General features: G+C 61.3%; 10 protein-coding genes and 3 pseudogenes. 6 read left to right on the top strand and 7 right to left on the bottom strand.

Annotation, left to right across the window (positions count from 1 at the left end; all coding sequences use genetic code 11):
- Positions 1-428: 428 nt before the first annotated feature.
- From B3D39_RS20455 to B3D39_RS20440, 4 genes are read right to left on the bottom strand one after another with little or no spacing between them, the layout of a single operon-like run.
- A complete protein-coding gene (locus tag B3D39_RS20455; protein ID WP_078542995.1) occupies positions 429-1508 on the bottom strand; it encodes an alpha/beta hydrolase in 1080 nt (359 codons plus the stop codon).
- A 5-nt stretch (positions 1509-1513) separates the two neighbouring features.
- Positions 1514-2626: an ABC transporter permease gene (locus tag B3D39_RS20450; RefSeq protein ID WP_038070094.1), complete on the bottom strand. Its 1113-nt coding sequence runs from the start codon at positions 2624-2626 to the stop codon at positions 1514-1516.
- A 7-nt stretch (positions 2627-2633) separates the two neighbouring features.
- Positions 2634-5360 (bottom strand): ribosome-associated ATPase/putative transporter RbbA, encoded by a 2727-nt coding sequence (gene rbbA, locus B3D39_RS20445; RefSeq protein WP_078542996.1) that lies wholly within the window; start codon positions 5358-5360, stop codon positions 2634-2636.
- The gene (locus tag B3D39_RS20440; protein WP_035745651.1) at positions 5357-6424 is read right to left on the bottom strand and encodes an HlyD family secretion protein; all 1068 of its coding nucleotides are present in this window, start codon (positions 6422-6424) and stop codon (positions 5357-5359) included. Before B3D39_RS20440 ends, rbbA begins: the two co-directional genes overlap by 4 nt.
- Positions 6425-6560: 136 nt before the next feature.
- Between B3D39_RS20440 and B3D39_RS20435 the strand changes: the two genes are divergently transcribed.
- From B3D39_RS20435 to B3D39_RS20425, 3 genes and pseudogenes are all read left to right on the top strand, one after another.
- Positions 6561-7310, top strand: a complete 750-nt coding sequence (locus B3D39_RS20435; RefSeq protein WP_165915621.1) for a TetR/AcrR family transcriptional regulator — start codon at positions 6561-6563, stop codon at positions 7308-7310.
- Positions 7311-7996: 686 nt separating this feature from the next.
- A pseudogene (locus B3D39_RS20430) lies at positions 7997-8461 on the top strand (IS110 family transposase); the annotation flags it as partial.
- A gap of 4 nt (positions 8462-8465) precedes the next feature.
- Complete coding sequence (locus B3D39_RS20425) at positions 8466-8669, top strand: hypothetical protein (RefSeq protein WP_286790038.1); 204 nt, start codon at positions 8466-8468, stop codon at positions 8667-8669.
- Here the strand turns inward: B3D39_RS20425 and B3D39_RS20420 are convergent.
- A complete protein-coding gene (locus tag B3D39_RS20420; RefSeq protein WP_101754700.1) occupies positions 8659-9246 on the bottom strand; it encodes a recombinase family protein in 588 nt (195 codons plus the stop codon). The genes B3D39_RS20425 and B3D39_RS20420 overlap by 11 nt on opposite strands.
- 165 nt (positions 9247-9411) lie before the next feature.
- Here B3D39_RS20420 and B3D39_RS20415 point away from each other — a divergent pair.
- Positions 9412-12235: pseudogene (locus tag B3D39_RS20415) on the top strand (Tn3 family transposase).
- A 193-nt stretch (positions 12236-12428) separates the two neighbouring features.
- On the opposite strand, the pseudogene B3D39_RS20410 reads toward B3D39_RS20415, so the two are convergent.
- Positions 12429-12687 (bottom strand): annotated as a pseudogene (locus B3D39_RS20410) (transposase); the annotation flags it as partial.
- 134 nt (positions 12688-12821) lie between these two features.
- Here B3D39_RS20410 and B3D39_RS20405 point away from each other — a divergent pair.
- Together B3D39_RS20405 and B3D39_RS20400 are read left to right on the top strand one after the other, a co-directional pair.
- Positions 12822-13850, top strand: a complete 1029-nt coding sequence (locus tag B3D39_RS20405; protein WP_286790037.1) for an IS110 family transposase — start codon at positions 12822-12824, stop codon at positions 13848-13850.
- A 346-nt stretch (positions 13851-14196) separates the two neighbouring features.
- Positions 14197-14484, top strand: a complete 288-nt coding sequence (locus B3D39_RS20400; protein ID WP_009573558.1) for a hypothetical protein — start codon at positions 14197-14199, stop codon at positions 14482-14484.
- A 45-nt stretch (positions 14485-14529) separates the two neighbouring features.
- On the opposite strand, the gene B3D39_RS20395 is transcribed toward B3D39_RS20400, so the two are convergent.
- Positions 14530-15726, bottom strand: coding sequence for an MFS transporter (locus B3D39_RS20395; protein ID WP_009573559.1), 1197 nt, complete (start codon positions 15724-15726; stop codon positions 14530-14532).
- Positions 15727-15764: the final 38 nt, after the last annotated feature.

Raw genomic sequence — 15764 nt, 5'->3', positions numbered from 1 at the left:
TCAGAATTAAGGGCAACGCGACATATGCGGTCAACGGCCTGAAAAGCCTCGATGCCAAGGCTTTCATCGCCGGTTGCACCCGAGCCATCTGATTTGGGAGTAAGGGCCATGTCGCGTCTCCAATTTACCGGCGGAAGTTAGCACAGAACTATCAACGAGTGTTGATCGAAATCAAAGAGTTCAAGATTTTTCTTGAACATAGGCATTGCGCCCAAGGCCCGATGCCGACGACATGTCGTAAAGCGCCGTCAAACCGCCGAAACAGCCGCCCCCGGACTGAACAGGCAAAGCATCGGCGTCCGGCGGCGGACACGGAATCCCCTGTCCCTGCCCTGATCATCATGGACGATTACCGGCAAAACGGCGCGACGTCGAGGCCATGACCCGGCCAATGCCGCTGGCACCAACGCCGGGCCAAGGCCGCGGCCTCAATCCGCCAGCACATCACCGATGCCAGTGAAGACACCACCGACCTGATTGAAGACAAAGGCCCCAGCCAAGCGTACCTCACCGAAAAGGGTGTTTTCAACCACAGCCCCGGCCTCGCCGGAAAGCAGGCCGACATAGCGGCTGTGGGCGGGATCATCGGTCGGAATATCGGTAATATCCACGATCCGTATTCCGGTCGCGACCGCCAGGCGCTGGACCGCCGGATCACGCACATCGACAAGCCCAAGCCGTATCCGACGTACCGAAAGCTGCGACGACAGTTTCAGCGCCAGATCGTCCGAGGAGACGAGCACCGTGATGGGATGCTTCATCGGCCCAAGGCTGACCATCTGGGCGCGGAAAAGATCGATATCAATATCCGGGGCGGCAAGGATGACCTCGATCCGGTCCAGCACATCGTCCCGCCCGGCAAGACGCAGTTGCACCAGCGTCTCCATCGTCAGCCGCGCGCCCATGCTGTGAGCCAGCACCGGCACCGCGTCGGAAGCGGACCGACCCTTTGTCAAAAGCCGCAGCAGATCGGCAAGCGCCGCGCGGGAAAAGTCAGACGCGTCACGATCAGCCAGATAGGCGCCCGGATAGCCTGCCGAGGGCCATGTAAAAAGGACGGGCTTTTCCTCGATATGCGCATCGACCGAAAGCTGCGCGGTACGGAACAAGGCCTCATGAAAGCGGGTGTTGAAGCCGTGGACATAAAGCCCGACCCCCTCGCGCGAGAGACGCTTTGCAAAGGCGTCACGGCTAAGCGTCTGCCGGCTGCGCATCACGAAATTCCGGTCGGCGCTGCTGCCATTGCGATCCGGCCATTCAATCTTTCCCGGCCGATGGCCAGGCGGCACCGAGACCTCGTATTCCAGCCAGCTTGGCCGGATGGAGCGAGAGTCGCCAAAGGCCCCCGGCAGATTTGCCTCGGGCGCGCGGGTGGTCATGGTCAGCACCCGGACAAGGCGGGCGCCCTCGGGCAGGGCACCGGCATCGGGGGCCAGAACTTCCGGCCCCGGACGCGCAGCGCAGCCTGCAAGCGCAAGCGTCAGGATCAGAAGCAGGCGGCCCAACATATGCCTTACCGCAGGAATTTCTTGAATCGTATCAGTGCCAGCCAGAACAGCGCCACCCCGATCGCCGCCAGCGCCGCGAACTGGGGCCAGACCACGTCAAGCCCCGCACCTCGGAACAAGATGCCCTGCGAGAGGATGATGAAATGCGTGTTGGGGGCTGCAAGCATGATGGTCTGGATGATCTCTGGCATGGATTCCCGCGGCGTCATCGCGCCTGACAGCACCTGCAGCGGCAAAAGCGCCATCATCAGCAAAAGCGCGAATTGCGGCATCGACCCGGCGATGGTGGCAAGGAAAATTCCAAGCCCCGTCATGGCGAAAACCATCAGCACCGCGCCCGCAAGAAACAGCACGACCGAGCCCTGCACCGGAACCGCCATCAGCGCCTGCACCACAACACTTAGCGAAAAGATCGACCCCAGCAGCACCACCAGCCCCATCGACCAGATCTTGGAAAACATGATCTCGGTCGTGGTGACGGGCATGACCAGCAGGTGCTCGACCGTGCCATGTTCCTTTTCGCGGATCAGCGCCGCGCCGGTCAGCACCAGCGACAGCATGGTGATCGACTGGATCACGGCGGAAATCGCGCCGAACCACTTCGGATCCAGCGAGGGATTATACCGCGCGCGGAGCGCCAGATCGACCGGCAGCGCGGTCTCGGCCCGGTAGCCCGCCACATATTCCGAAACCTCGGAGGACACGATCTGCTGGATATAGCCGCCGCCGGTGAAGGCCTGGCTCATCCTTGTCGCGTCGATATTCAGCTGGATCGCCGGGTTTTTTCCGGCCAGCACATCGCGCGCGAAATCCGGTGGGATGTTCAGCGCAAAAGTATCCAGCCCCTGATCCATCCGCCGATCCATCTCGGCCGTCGTGGTCATCTGCGGCTCGACAAAATAGGGCGGATAAAAGGCCGAGGTGATGCGGGCGGAGAGATGCGACTGATCCTCATCCACGATCGAGATCGCGGCATTCGTCAGCGCCTCGGGCGAGGCGTTCGCAGAGGTCCAGATCGAGAGCGAAAAGGAATAGACGATCAGCACCAGCATCACCGGATCGCGCCAGAGCCCGCGCAATTCCTTGACGCCCAGATTGAAGGTGTTGCGCAGGTTCATCCGCCCCTCACTTCGCCTGTTTTTTCAGGAAGGCCGCCGCCAGCCCGATAATCACCGGAATGGCGATGCCCATGGCCAGCATCGGCCCGGCCAGTTCCGCCATTCCGAAGGCCTTGGAGAAAGCCCCCCGCGCGGCGGTGATAAACCAGGTCGAGGGGTAGATCTCGCCCAGAACCCGACCAAAACCCGACAGCGAAGAGACCGGGTCGATCAAACCCGAATAGCTGACCGCCGGGATCATCGTCAGCATGGCGGTCGCGAACAGCGCCGCGACCTGACTTGCGATGAAGACCGACACCAGAAAACCAAGCGCCGTGGTCGCGGTGACATAGATCAGCGCCGAAAGGGTAAAGCCCAGAAAACTGCCGTTGAAGGGCACTGCGAAGAATGTGACCGCCATGGCCATCATCAGGAAGAAATTCAGCATGGCCAGCGCGATATAGGGCAGCTGTTTGCCAAGCAGAAATTCCAGCCGCGTCACCGGCGTGACGTAGAAATTGATGATCGAGCCCAGTTCGCGTTCACGCGCGACCGAAAGCGTGGTCAGGATCGCCGGGATCATCAGCAAAAGCAGCGGGATGATCGCCGGGACCATCGCATTCAGGCTGCGCACGTCGGGGTTGTAGCGGTATCGGGTCACCAGTTCGAAACTGCCGCCGCTCGCCTTGTCACCGTAAAGCTGACGCGCCTGACGTGTGATCCAGTCGGCATGCATGCCCTGCACATAGCCCTGCACCGTATTGGCGCGGCTGGGGTTGGCGCCGTCGAACCAGGCCCCGACCTGCACATCCCTGCCTGCCGCGATATCGGCGGCAAAGCCGGGCGGGATCTCGATCGCCAGCGCCAGCTCGCCCGAGCGCATTCTTGCGTCGATCTCGTCGTAACTTGTCAGGGCCGGCTGTTCGATGAAATAGCGCGATCCCGCAATATCGGCGATATAATTGCGGCTGGTGGTGGTCTGGTCGCGGTCAAGGGCGGCGAAGGTCAGATCCTCGACATCCATGTTGATGCCCAGCCCCACCACGATCATCAGAAGAAGGCTGCCGACCAACGCCATGGTCAGCCGGATCGGATCGCGCTGCAATTGCAGGCTTTCCAGCTGCGAATAGCTAAGCAGTCGCCGCAGGCTGAAGCCGGATTGCTGCGCGTGATGGGTCACCCCGGCTGCGGGGGCCTCGGGCGCAGCGGCGGGGGCGGGTGCCGTCTCGCCAATCGCCTCTTCAAGATAGGCGATGAACGCGTCTTCCAGCGTGGCGCAACCTTTGGCTTTCGTGATCCCCTCGGCGGTGTCCGAGACCAGCACCTTGCCCGCATGCATCAGGCTGATGCGGTCGCACCATTCCGCCTCGTTCATGAAATGGGTCGAGACAAAGATCGTCACGCCATCCTTGCGCGAAAGTTCCGCCAGAATGCGCCAGAAGCCGTTGCGCGCCACCGGGTCCACCCCCGAGGTCGGCTCGTCAAGGATCAGGATCTCGGGCGCATGGATCATCGCCACCGCCAGCGAAAGCCGCTGGCGGATACCCAGCGGCAACGCCTCGGGCAGGCTGTCGGTCACGTCGCCCAGATCGAACCGGGCGATCATCTCGTCAACCCTGGCGGGGATCTTCTCGGCCGCCATATCGAAAAGCCGCGCGTGCAGATCAAGGTTCTGACGCACCGTCAGCTCGGAATAGAGCGAGAAGGCCTGCGACATGAACCCGACCCGGCGGCGCACCGACAGATCGCTTGCATCGACCTCATGGCCGAAAAGCTTTGCCCGGCCCTCACTCGGCTCCAGAAGCCCGGTGAGCATCTTCATCGTCGTCGTCTTGCCGCAGCCGTTCGAACCCAGAAAGCCGAAAATCTCACCCCTGGGGATGCGGAAGGAAACATTGTCGACCGCCACGAAATCGCCAAAGCGCTGCGTCAGCCCCTCGGCCTCGATGGCGATATCGCTGTCATCGGTGGTCCGCGGCGGGATCACCACGGCACTGTCTTCGCCCCGGTCTTCTTCGGGCAAAAGCGCGATGAAGGCTGCATCAAGCGTGTCGGCCCCGGTCCGCGACAGCAGATCGCTGGTGGTGCCGGTGGCCAGCACCCGGCCCGCATTCATCGCAACCAGCCAGTCGAAGCGCGCGGCCTCTTCCATATAGGCGGTGGCGGTGATCACGCTCATCCCCGGCCGTGTCGCGCGGATGCGGTCGATCAGATCCCAGAACTGGCGGCGCGACAGCGGATCGACGCCGGTGGTCGGCTCGTCAAGAATCAGGAAATCGGGATCATGGATCAGCGCGCAGCACAGACCCAGCTTTTGCTTCATGCCGCCCGACAGCTTTGACGCCGGGCGCGACCGGAACGGCGTCATGCCGGTCGCAGCCAGCAGATCGGTGATCCGCCGCTCGCGTTCGGCCTTGTCATGACCGAAAAGCGAGCCGAAGAAATCAAGGTTCTCTTCGACCGAAAGCGTCGGGTAGAGGTTCTTGCCCAGACCCTGCGGCATATAGGCGGTGCGGGGGCAGACGCGGTTGCGATGCGCCACATCGCGCATATCGCCGCCCAGAACCTCGACCTTGCCCTGCTGGATCACACGTGCCCCGGCCAGCAGCGACAGAAGGCTGGACTTTCCGACCCCGTCTGGCCCGATCAGCCCGACCATGCGCCCCTCAGGGATCTCCAGCGTCACATTGTCAAGCGCCGTGACCTTGCCATAGCGCAGCGTCAGGCCGGAGACCCCGGCAACTGAGCCGGTCATTTCACGACATTGGAAAGAAAGTCAGGCCAGGCGGCATCCGGATCAAGCCGCAGATAGGCCATGCCCGGCAGGCCGGTTTTGACATATTCGATATGCCGCGACAGCAGCTCGGGGTCGATGCGGGCACGGACGCGGAACATCAGCTTTTCGCGCTCATCGGCGGTCTCGACCGTCTTTGGCGTGAACTGCGCCACATCGGCAACATAGGAAACCGTGGCCGGGATCACGAATTCCCGCGCCGCATCCATGACAAGGCGCACCTCTGATCCGACCTGCACCCGGCCGACCTGCGATGTCGGCAGAAAAACCGTCATATAGACATCGCCCAGATCGACAAGGCTGAGGATCCGCCCGCCAGAGCCGACAATCTCGCCCTCTTGTGCGATGCGATACTGGATCCGGCCCGTGCGCGGCGCTTTCAGCGTGGCGTCGTCCAGAGAGGCCTGGATCGCATCAATCGACGCCTTTGCCGCCTCGACGGCCGCACTTGCATCGACCACCTGCGCCTGCGCGCTGCTGACCCCCGCCAGCGCTGCCGCATGGCTGGCTTCGGCCGAGGCCACACCGGCGCGGGCCTGGGCGTCCCGGGCGCGGTCATCATCCAGCACCTGCTGCGAGATCGCACTGGTCTTTGCAAGCTGCTCAGAGCGTTCAAGCCTGCGCGACGCGGCATCGGCAACCGAGCCTGCCTGATCAACCGCGGCCCGGGCCGCGCGCTCTTGTGCCTCGGCCTGAGCGACCAGCGCCCTTGCTGTCTCGACGCCGATTTCGGCGCGGGCAAGCTGCGCTTCGGCCTGACGTTTTTGTGCGTTCAGCTGCACCACGTCCATCTGCACCAGCACATCGCCTGCGCTGACCATGTCACCTTCGGCAGCGGTGATTTCGGCGATTCGGCCGCCGGTGAGCGCCGCGATATCCACCTCGGTCGCCTCGATCCGGCCATTGGCGCTGGCAAAACCCGCCGGCAGACCGGCGGGTTGCAGCCGGTCCCAGGCCAGCCAGCCAAGCACGGCGACAACGGCCAGGCCGCCCAGAATAATGGTGTTTCTGCCGGGCTTTGCCATGATCTGCCTCTGATTGCTGTGCTGATGGATGCTTCGCGCATGTCCCGATGCGGTTTTCGCCCTACGCTCCCCTGTTGTCAACGCTCGATGACAGGGTAAAAACCTGTATTGTCGCGCAAAAGCGGCTGCTGGTTGTTTGCTGTTGAAAAACCAGCTAAACAACACGACCCGGTCTGGGCTGCACCTTGCCGCACCTCTGCTCCGGGGCAGCATTTTCAGTTTCTTCGCGTCGAAGCCACCGGACGAACACAAGCCACCCATGCCAAGGACGCTCAACTCAGCCAACTCGACCGACCGCATGCCGGGGCAGGCAACCGGGAAAGAACGCATTCTTGCATCGGCGATGCTGCTTTTCGCGCGGATGCCCTATTCCGACACCAGCCTGCGCGACATCGCCGCCGCGGCTGGGGTCGATGTGGCCTATGTCCATCGCGCCTTCGGGTCGAAGGCCGAGATATTCCGTCAGGCCTTGCTGGCGCTTGCGCCCCTCGATGACATCGCCGCAGGGGACCCCGATGGCGCGACCATGATCAACCGGATCTGCGATCTGGCCTTCCTGCGTGATCCGCGCAAGGTAGAAGATGTCAGGCCGCTTCATTTACTGACACAGTCCAGCCTCTGCAGCGAGGCGCGGGCGATCATTGCGCAATTCTTTGGCACGTCACTAGCCCTGCCTCTAAGCAGGGCGTTTGGCCATGCGGATCCGGGACGGGCGCATTTCGCGCTTAGCCTTCTCAGCGGTTTCGTGACCCATCGTGCGATTTTCGGGCCTGCGGATTTGCTGGCTATCCCCGAGGCGGATCAGCGACAGATGCTGCAAACCGCCCTGATGAACGCAATGCTGCCTGGTTGTTCAGATGGGGTATTCGGCTGGCGTCCCATCTAGACCACTATCCAAGTCAGCTTGCCAACTGCGATCCTGTATAAGTTATGTTGGGATTTCCGCGTTTCGTGCGGAGATTTCAACACGATTGATCGGACGCCTCAGGTGCTTTCAGGCGGCTATATACGGTCGGTCAGATGGCCGCTTGGATCGAGTGTCGGTCTCGTAGGTTGCGCGCCCCCGCAACCATTTCTACGATTTTGCACGATATTCTACGACAGAGTACGATCTGCAACGACGCAGCACTACGCTAGAGCCTGATTGCTCTCACTGAACCCGCAATCAGAAGATGCAGCGACGCTCTTCCGTTGCGCCGATACTTCCGCTAGCTCAGCCGCCCCGCGACTATCGGAAGACAGGCAATGAAATCAACTCGTTCGTCCCTGATCCCGCACAGGGTTGCAAGCTATTGCGACCTAAGGCTCGCTCCTGTCCTCGAACCGGAGGAGGCGAGCACCGTGCGAGAATGCCTCGCGGGCCTGCTCGATCGAAACGAGTACCCACCCTATAAGCGGTGGGTCCGGCGCCGCAGATGGTGGGGTTCGTGGCGCGGCCGGTGATGGTGCTGACCATCTCCGTCCCTGCGCTGCCGCGCTGACGGGGGCTGCTTCAGGGAAGTGGGCGCGCGCCGCAGACGGCGCGAAATCGTAAAAATTGCAGCAGGCCTGTCCAACCAGGAGGCTGAGAGAATGATCGCGAGGATCGGAATCGACATCGCAAAAAACGTGTTCCACGTCCATGGCGTCTGCCCCGCCGAAAGGCAGCTCATATCGCGCAAGCTGCGCAGGTCCCAGGTTTTGGCCTTCTTTGGAAAGCTTGAACCTTGCCTTGTCGGCATGGAAGCATGCGCCACTGCGCACTACTGGGCCCGAGAAATAGCTGCGCTTGGCCATGAAGTCCGGCTGATGCCACCAAAATATGTGAAGGCCTATCTGAAGCGGCAGAAGAACGATGCTGCTGATGCTGCGGCGATCTGCGAAGCGGTTGGGCGCCCTGACATGCGTTTCGTGCCGGTGAAATCGCGGGACCAGCAGGCCGCTCTCATGCTGCACCGAGCCCGGGATCTGCTGATCCGGCAGAGAACCATGCTCATCAACGCCTTCCGTGCGCACCTGGCGGAGATCGGCCATGTCGCCGCCGTCCGTTGGCAGAACCGGCGTGACCGAGCTGCTGGAAGTCGTGAAGGCCGATGACGACCGGTTGTCGCCACTTGAACGGGAAACCCTCTCCCATCTTGCAGGCCAGATAGGGGATGCGACCGCTCGGATCACGGCGTTGGAAAAGCGCATCCTCGTCTGGCATCGCAGTAGCGAAGCCTGGGGTCTGATGCCGGAGGGGGCAGAATCCTACGCTAAGGCTTAATTTTTGGGGAATTTCGCTGCAGCGTTCTGTAGACGGTCGGTCTTGAGACAGAGAAGAGCTCAGCTAGATCGCTGATGGAATATTCGCCGGAGGCGTGCATCCGGCTCAGTTCTTTTTGTTGTTTTTCCGAGAGTTTCGGCTGCTTTCCCCGGAGTTTGCCCTTGGCGCGGGCGATGGCCATACCTTCGCGGGTGCGCATGCGGATGAGGTCGGCCTCGAACTCGGCGAAGGTGGCGAGGATGTTGAAGAACATCTTTCCCATCGGGTCGGTCGGATCGTAGACCGATGCGCCGAGGGCAAGCTTGACGCCCTTCTTTTCCAACTGTTCCGCGATGGCTCGTGCGTCGGGGACCGAGCGCGCGAGGCGGTCAAGCTTCGGCACGACAAACACGTCGCCTGCGCGCACGGCGGCGAGGGCCTGGGCGAGACCGGGCCGGTCGCGGTTCGTGCCGGTCAGACCGTGATCTGTGTAGATGCGGTCTTCGGTGACCCCAAGCTCTGCAAGGGCAGCACGCTGCGCCGTCAGATCCTGACGATCGGTGGAGCAGCGGGCATAGCCAATTTTGATCGCGGTCATGCCGAGAGTGTACGGATAAGGGGTGGCATATGCGAATCAAATCGTACCATCTATACGAGATATGATGGAGTGTGGTTTCCATACCGTTCTCAACTCTCTCGCCCCATGTCCGCTCACCGATCCCCTTACGGACGGTCGTCCATCACGATTTCATGAAAGATCGCCATGCCAAGACGCAGCATTCTCACCGACCGCCAACGGGCGGCATTGTTCGACCTGCCGACTGATGACGCGTCGATGCTGCGCCATTACACCCTGGCGGACGACGATCTGGAGATCATCCATGCCCGCCGCCGTCCGCACAATCGCTTCGGCTTTGCCCTGCAACTCTGCGCGCTGCGGTATCCCGGGCGGCTGCTGGTGCCGGGCGAGGTCATTCCACTGGCAGTCACGCGCTTTCTGGCAGCGCAGCTTGGGATAAGGCCTGATGACCTGGCCGGATATGCCGCGCGCGAGGAGACCCGGCATGAGCACCTGGCCACCTTGCGCGAAATCTATGGTTACAAGATGTTCGCGGGCCGTGGGGCGCGCGATCTGAAAATCTGGCTTGAAGGTGCGGCCGAAACCGCCCGGTCGAACGAGGATCTGGCACGGCGCTTCGTCGAGCAATGCCGGGCGGCCCAGACCGTCCTGCCCGGAATCACGGTCATCGAGCGGCTTTGCGCGGATGCGCTCGTCGCGGCTGAACGGCGGGTCGACGCCCGGATCGCCAGTCGGCTGGACGATGACATGCGAACGCAGCTCGATGCCCTTCTGACCGAAGATGCGGGCGGCTCGGTTACGCGGTTCGTCTGGCTGCGTCAGTTCGAGATCGGGCGGAACTCGGCTGATATGAACCGCCTGCTGGACCGCCTGGAATACTTGCAGGCTTTGGAATTGGACCGGGGCACTCTGGCGAATGTACCGCCGCACCGGGTTGCCCGCCTTCGCCGGCAGGGCGAGCGATACTTCGCGGGCGATCTGCGGGATATCTCGGGTGACCGCCGTCTCGCCATTCTTGCGGTCTGTGCTCTGGAATGGCGCAGCGCCATTGCCGACGCCGTGGTCGAGACCCACGATCGGATCGTCGGCAAGACCTGGCGCGAGGCGAAATCGCGATGTGACGCCCGGATGGACGATGCCAAATCGGCGCTGAAGGACACCCTGCAATCCTTCGCCACCCTCGGTTCCGCCCTCCTGGAAGCGCATGAGGACCGGGCCTCCCTCGAAGAGGCCGTCGGCAATGCCGGAGATTGGCTATCGCTCAAGGGGCTTGTCGCCACGGCGACCGAGCTCACAGACACCCTGGCCGCCGATCCGCTGGCGCATGTCGGTCACGGTTATCATCGGTTCCGGCGCTACGCGCCGCGCATGTTGCGGGCGCTCGACATTTGCGCCGCGCCCGTGGCGGAACCGCTGCTGGCGGCGAGCGCGATCATCGCGGGCACGGAGACGGCGACGGTCCTGCCACTGACATTCCTTCGTCGAGGCTCGAAATGGTTGCGGCATCTGAACGCGGATGCTGACGAGGCAAGCAGACTCTGGGAGGTCGCGGTCCTGTTCCATCTGCGCGAAGCCTTCCGTTCTGGCGATATCTGGCTCGGGCATTCGCGCAGATTTGGCGATCTGAAGGAAGCGCTGGTCCCGGTCGAGGTCGCACGCGACACGCCAAGGCTGGCCATGCCCTTCGAACCTGAGGCCTGGCTGGCGGATCGTAAGCTGCGCATGTCCGATGCCATATGCCGACTGGCGCGCGCGGCAAAGGCCGGGGCGATCCCCGGCGGCTCCATCGAGGACGGCACCTTGAAAATCGACCGGCTGACCGCGGCGGTTCCCGAGGAAGCCGACGCCCTGGTGCTCGATCTCTATGGCCGCCTGCCGGAAGTCAGGGTCACGGATCTTCTGCTGGAGGTGGACGATGAGATCGGGTTTACCGAGGCCTTCACGCACTTGCGCACCGGCGCGCCCTGCAAGGACAGGATCGGCCTGTTGAATGTGCTGCTTGCCGAGGGATTGAATCTCGGCCTCAGCAAGATGGCCGGGGCCACGAACACGCACGACTTTTTCCAGCTTTCCCGCCTGTCACGCTGGCATGTCGAGAGCGAGGCGATGGCGCGCGCCCTGGCCATGGTGATCGAAGGACAGTCGGCGTTGCCGATGGCACGCTTCTGGGGCGCCGGGCAGACCGCGTCGAGCGACGGCCAGTTCTTCTCGACGACACGTCAGGGCGAGGCGATGAACCTGATCAACGCCAAGTACGGCCATGAACCCGGGCTGAAAGCCTACACCCACGTCTCCGACCAGTTCGGACCCTTCGCCACACAGACCATTCCGGCTACCGTGAACGAAGCGCCCTACATCCTTGACGGCCTGCTGATGACCCGCGCCGGCCAGAAGATCCGCGAGCAGTATGCCGATACCGGCGGCTTCACGGACCACGTCTTCGCTGTCACCGCCCTGCTCGGATTCCAGTTCATCCCCCGCATCCGCGACCTGCCATCCAAGCGCCTCTACCTCTTCGATCCGGCCGCTTGCCCGAAAGAGCTGAAGGGGCTGATCGGCGGCAAGATCAGAGACCGTCTCATCGCCGCGAACTGGCCGGATATCCTGCGCAGCGTGGCAACCATGGCGTCAGGGGCCATGCCGCCGAGCCAACTCCTGCGGAAGTTTGCCTCCTATCCCAGACAGCACGAGCTGGCGGTCACCTTGCGAGAAATCGGACGGGTCGAACGGACGCTCTTCATCATCGATTGGCTGCTCGATGCCGACATGCAGCGCCGCGCACAGATCGGGCTCAACAAAGGTGAGGCCCATCATGCCCTGAAGAACGCCCTTCGCATCGGCCGCCAGGGCGAAATCCGCGATCGCACCTCCGAAGGCCAGCACTTCCGCATGGCCGGGCTGAACCTCCTCGCCGCAATCGTCATCTACTGGAATACCAAGCATCTCGCCCCTCGGATGGGCCCATCTCCTGCTCACGGGGGAGTACAGGTGGCCGAAAAAAGCTTAGCGTAGGATTCTGCCCCCTCCGGCATCAGACCCCAAAGCCTCTCAAACGCCAGTCGTGCTGCCGTTCAGCGCAATTTGGCGTGGATGGAGATGCATGGTTTGATCCGTGAGGTGACTGGGCAGGGGCGTTATCGAATGTGGTCTCTCGACAATTGAAATTCGGTTTTCCGGGCTTGCTAGATCGGGGTTCAGCCTCAATCTGTGTGGCGGAGCAGAAGCATTCGAGCTCTGAGCAGCTCTGGACCGGTTCGACCGTACATCGCGCGCTTGAGGGTCTTCAGGCGATTGACCTGCCCTTCGGCTTGGCCGTTGTTCCAAGGTAGTTCAATGGCATTGCGCACGGCATTGATGTCGCGGTGGAGCGTTCGAGCAAATCGCATGATCGGGATGATGTTCGACGATTGCGTTGTCGATCCATGCGTCGAGCGGGCCAGACTGTCGTCCGCGCAAGATAAAGACCAGTGAGCCCGTCGCACAAGCTTTGCCGCGCGACGGGGCTCTGTTGATGGCGTGGATGCCCCTCCCGACGGCATCGCAATGTGCCATTGTGGTGAGTGTTAAAGCCATCACAAACGGAAGGAGCATCCATGTCCGAAGTTACTCTCATCGGTATCGACTTGGCAAAGCGTGTTTTCCAGCTGCACGGCGCGCGCAGTGATGGTTCAGTTGCGTTTCGCAAGAAGCTGTCGCGGGGGCAGTTGCTCGCGTTCGTAGCACAGCAGCCCAAGTGTGTGATCGCCATGGAGGCTTGTGCGACGGCCCACGGCTGGTGTCGTGCATTCGAGGAGGTGGGGCACGATGAGCGCCTGATCCCGCCCGTTTATGTGAAGCCGTTCGTCAAACGCCAAAAGAACGATGTGGCCGATGCAGAGGCCATCGTAGAGGCTGCAATGCACCCTACCATGCGCTTTGTCGCAGTGAAGACGGAAGATCAGCAGGCCCGCGCCATGCTGTTTCGCACGCGGCAGATGTTCGTTGGCCAGCGCACCCAGATGATCAATGCTTTGCGTGGCCACCTCGCCGAACATGGACTGGTCGCGGCCCGGGGGCCTGCTAATCTCAAGACGCTCGCGCACGCAATCGCAGATGATGACACCACTCTTCTGAACGAAGTGCGGGAACTTGGTCGGATGTATCTGGAGCAGATCGAGGGGTTGAATGCGCGTGTTGCAGAGCTCGACGCGAAGATGAGATGTGCCGCCAAAAAAGCGGACTCGATCCGCCGCGCACAAACCATGCCGGGCGTGGGTCCTTTCACGGCGCTTGCGATCGAGACGTTTGCACCTGACCTGGCCACGTTCAAACGCGATCGCGATTTTGCCGCGTGGCTTGGGCTCGTGCCCAAGCAGCACTCGACCGGCGGCAAGGCCCGGCTTGGGAAGACCTCGAAGATGGGGCAGCGCGACATCCGCACCCTCCTGGTCTCTGGAGCCATGGCAGTCCTTCAGGCTGTCGAGCGGTTCGACACCCCGAACAATGGCTGGCTGAAGCGCCTGCTGACCCGCAAGCCACGCATGGTCGCCGCGATTGCGCTGGCCAACAAGATGGCACGTGGCCTCTGGGCCATGATGACGAAACAAGAGGATTACCGGCATCCGGCGGCGGCGATGGCGTAGCGAAGGTTGCGCGTCACGACGTCCCGGTAAGTTGGGGGTGTGAGGAGGTCACTGAACAGTAAGGGCAAAGGATCGATCAGATCCGGGTCAGAGAAAGCAGCATTTGTGCAGGAGCCACCGAGCTCGGTCTGTTGATTTGCTTCTGGTCCGCGCATCGCCATACCGGCCCGCGGATCTTGAAAGCGCCGCATATCATGGCCTGACAGAAGACCGCACTCGATTACACGTTCATAAGGAAAAAACCTCTTGCACAAACGGCGGCAACCACAGAAGCCTATACTTTTCGTCGTATGACTGACCACGAAGAGTATGCAATTCTCTGCAACACCAGCAAGGAACCCATTTTATGGAAAACTGGAATATCACTATCAAAGCACCAACGGGTGAATTTGACGCGACGCTGACTTTAGGTGATGAGGGCGGTGTTCCGGTTGGAGAGATGGCTGGTAAGAATGGAAAAGGTCCAATGCAAGATTTGGAACTTAGTCCGGCAGCCATTGCTTGGTCCACAAAGGTTGAGCGTCCAATGCCGATGAAGCTGAAATTCCAAGGAACACTTGACGGGGACACCATGTCTGGAACGGTGAAATTCGGTCTCTTTGCATCCGGGACATTTAGCGGGTTGAAAGCCTGAATCGCCTGATTTTACTTGGTAATGTGTTGAATCTAGGTTCGGTCCTTAGTCGGTTCGACCGAATTTGCGCATCAGCCCTGCGAGCGCGGCCAGCGAAGCGATCAAACTGCCGTAACTGATTACAACGACTTTGAGCCCTAACAATGGCACCAAAAGCCCGGCTATCACGACCGGCAAACCGAATGCCAGGTAGCTGATACAGAATAGCGCTGCGAAAGTTTCTCCTCTGACATCCTCGGGCACCAGCGGAATAATCGAGCGGATGAAGCCATAAAAGCAGGTGCCAAAACCCGCCCCCACAACGGCGAGCGCACTAAGGTAGAGCACTAAGTTTTCGTATTGAATTCCAAACAAGGTGGCGAGGGTTCCCATTGCGAGCGCTGCGGTGCCGAACAAAATGACCTCACGAGCAGAGTAGTTGCGCGCAATAAAACAAGCCAGCGCACCAACCCCAGCCAGCAGTGCGACCACGAACCCTTGGACGATCACATTTTGAATACCAAAAACCTGTGAGATGATGAGCGCGCCAAGCGACAGATACAGCCCCCCTGTGGCCCAGCCCGCGAATAGCGCCGGAGCGCCACGCCAGAAGGTGCCCCTGACTTCGATCGGGAGGCCAACGCGAGGCTTCAGCGCCTGCAACAAGCCTTCATGCCGTGGCGATGTTTCGGGCAAGCCCCATGTGGCCAGCGCCAGCACCAGGCTGGCCACGGCAATCCCGGTGAATATATCAAATTTTGGCTCGGTAAGGTACTCCATCGCGAAGCCGGATATCAAGGCCCCCAGGGCCAGCCCGACGAGGGGGATGACTGAATTACAGATCGCCGCGATGCCCTTGAATTCAGGGGGTTCAAGATCCGTAATCGCAGCCGACAGCGTAGACAACAGAAGGCCGCATGCTACGCCCTGTACTACTCGAGCCAATAACAACGCAGACACAGAACCTGACAATTCGAATCCGGCGGCGGAAACAGCGAGAAGCACGAACCCCATCGACAGAACAGGGCGTCGCCCGACATGATCCGAGATTGATCCGGCCACTAACAGTGTCGCAAGAAGGGCAATTGCGTAGATTGCGAATATCTCCGACACGACCAAAGACGAAAAACCAAGTTGCTGCTGCAAGAGCGGATAAAAAGGGGACGGCGCGCTCGCGCTCGCCATCATCAGAGCGCTTCCGGTAAGCACGATTGCGAAACCAGCGCGCTCTCTAGCCTTGGGTGACATCACAATCGTGGTCATTTTGGAATGCAGTCCTTCAGGAGGGTTCGAAGTTTATC

This window comes from Thioclava sp. UBA3469, from assembly GCF_002378135.1.
Lineage (GTDB): Bacteria > Pseudomonadota > Alphaproteobacteria > Rhodobacterales > Rhodobacteraceae > Thioclava > Thioclava sediminum.
Note: the sequence above shows the minus strand (reverse complement) of the source record. Positions and strands in the feature narration are given on the sequence as shown.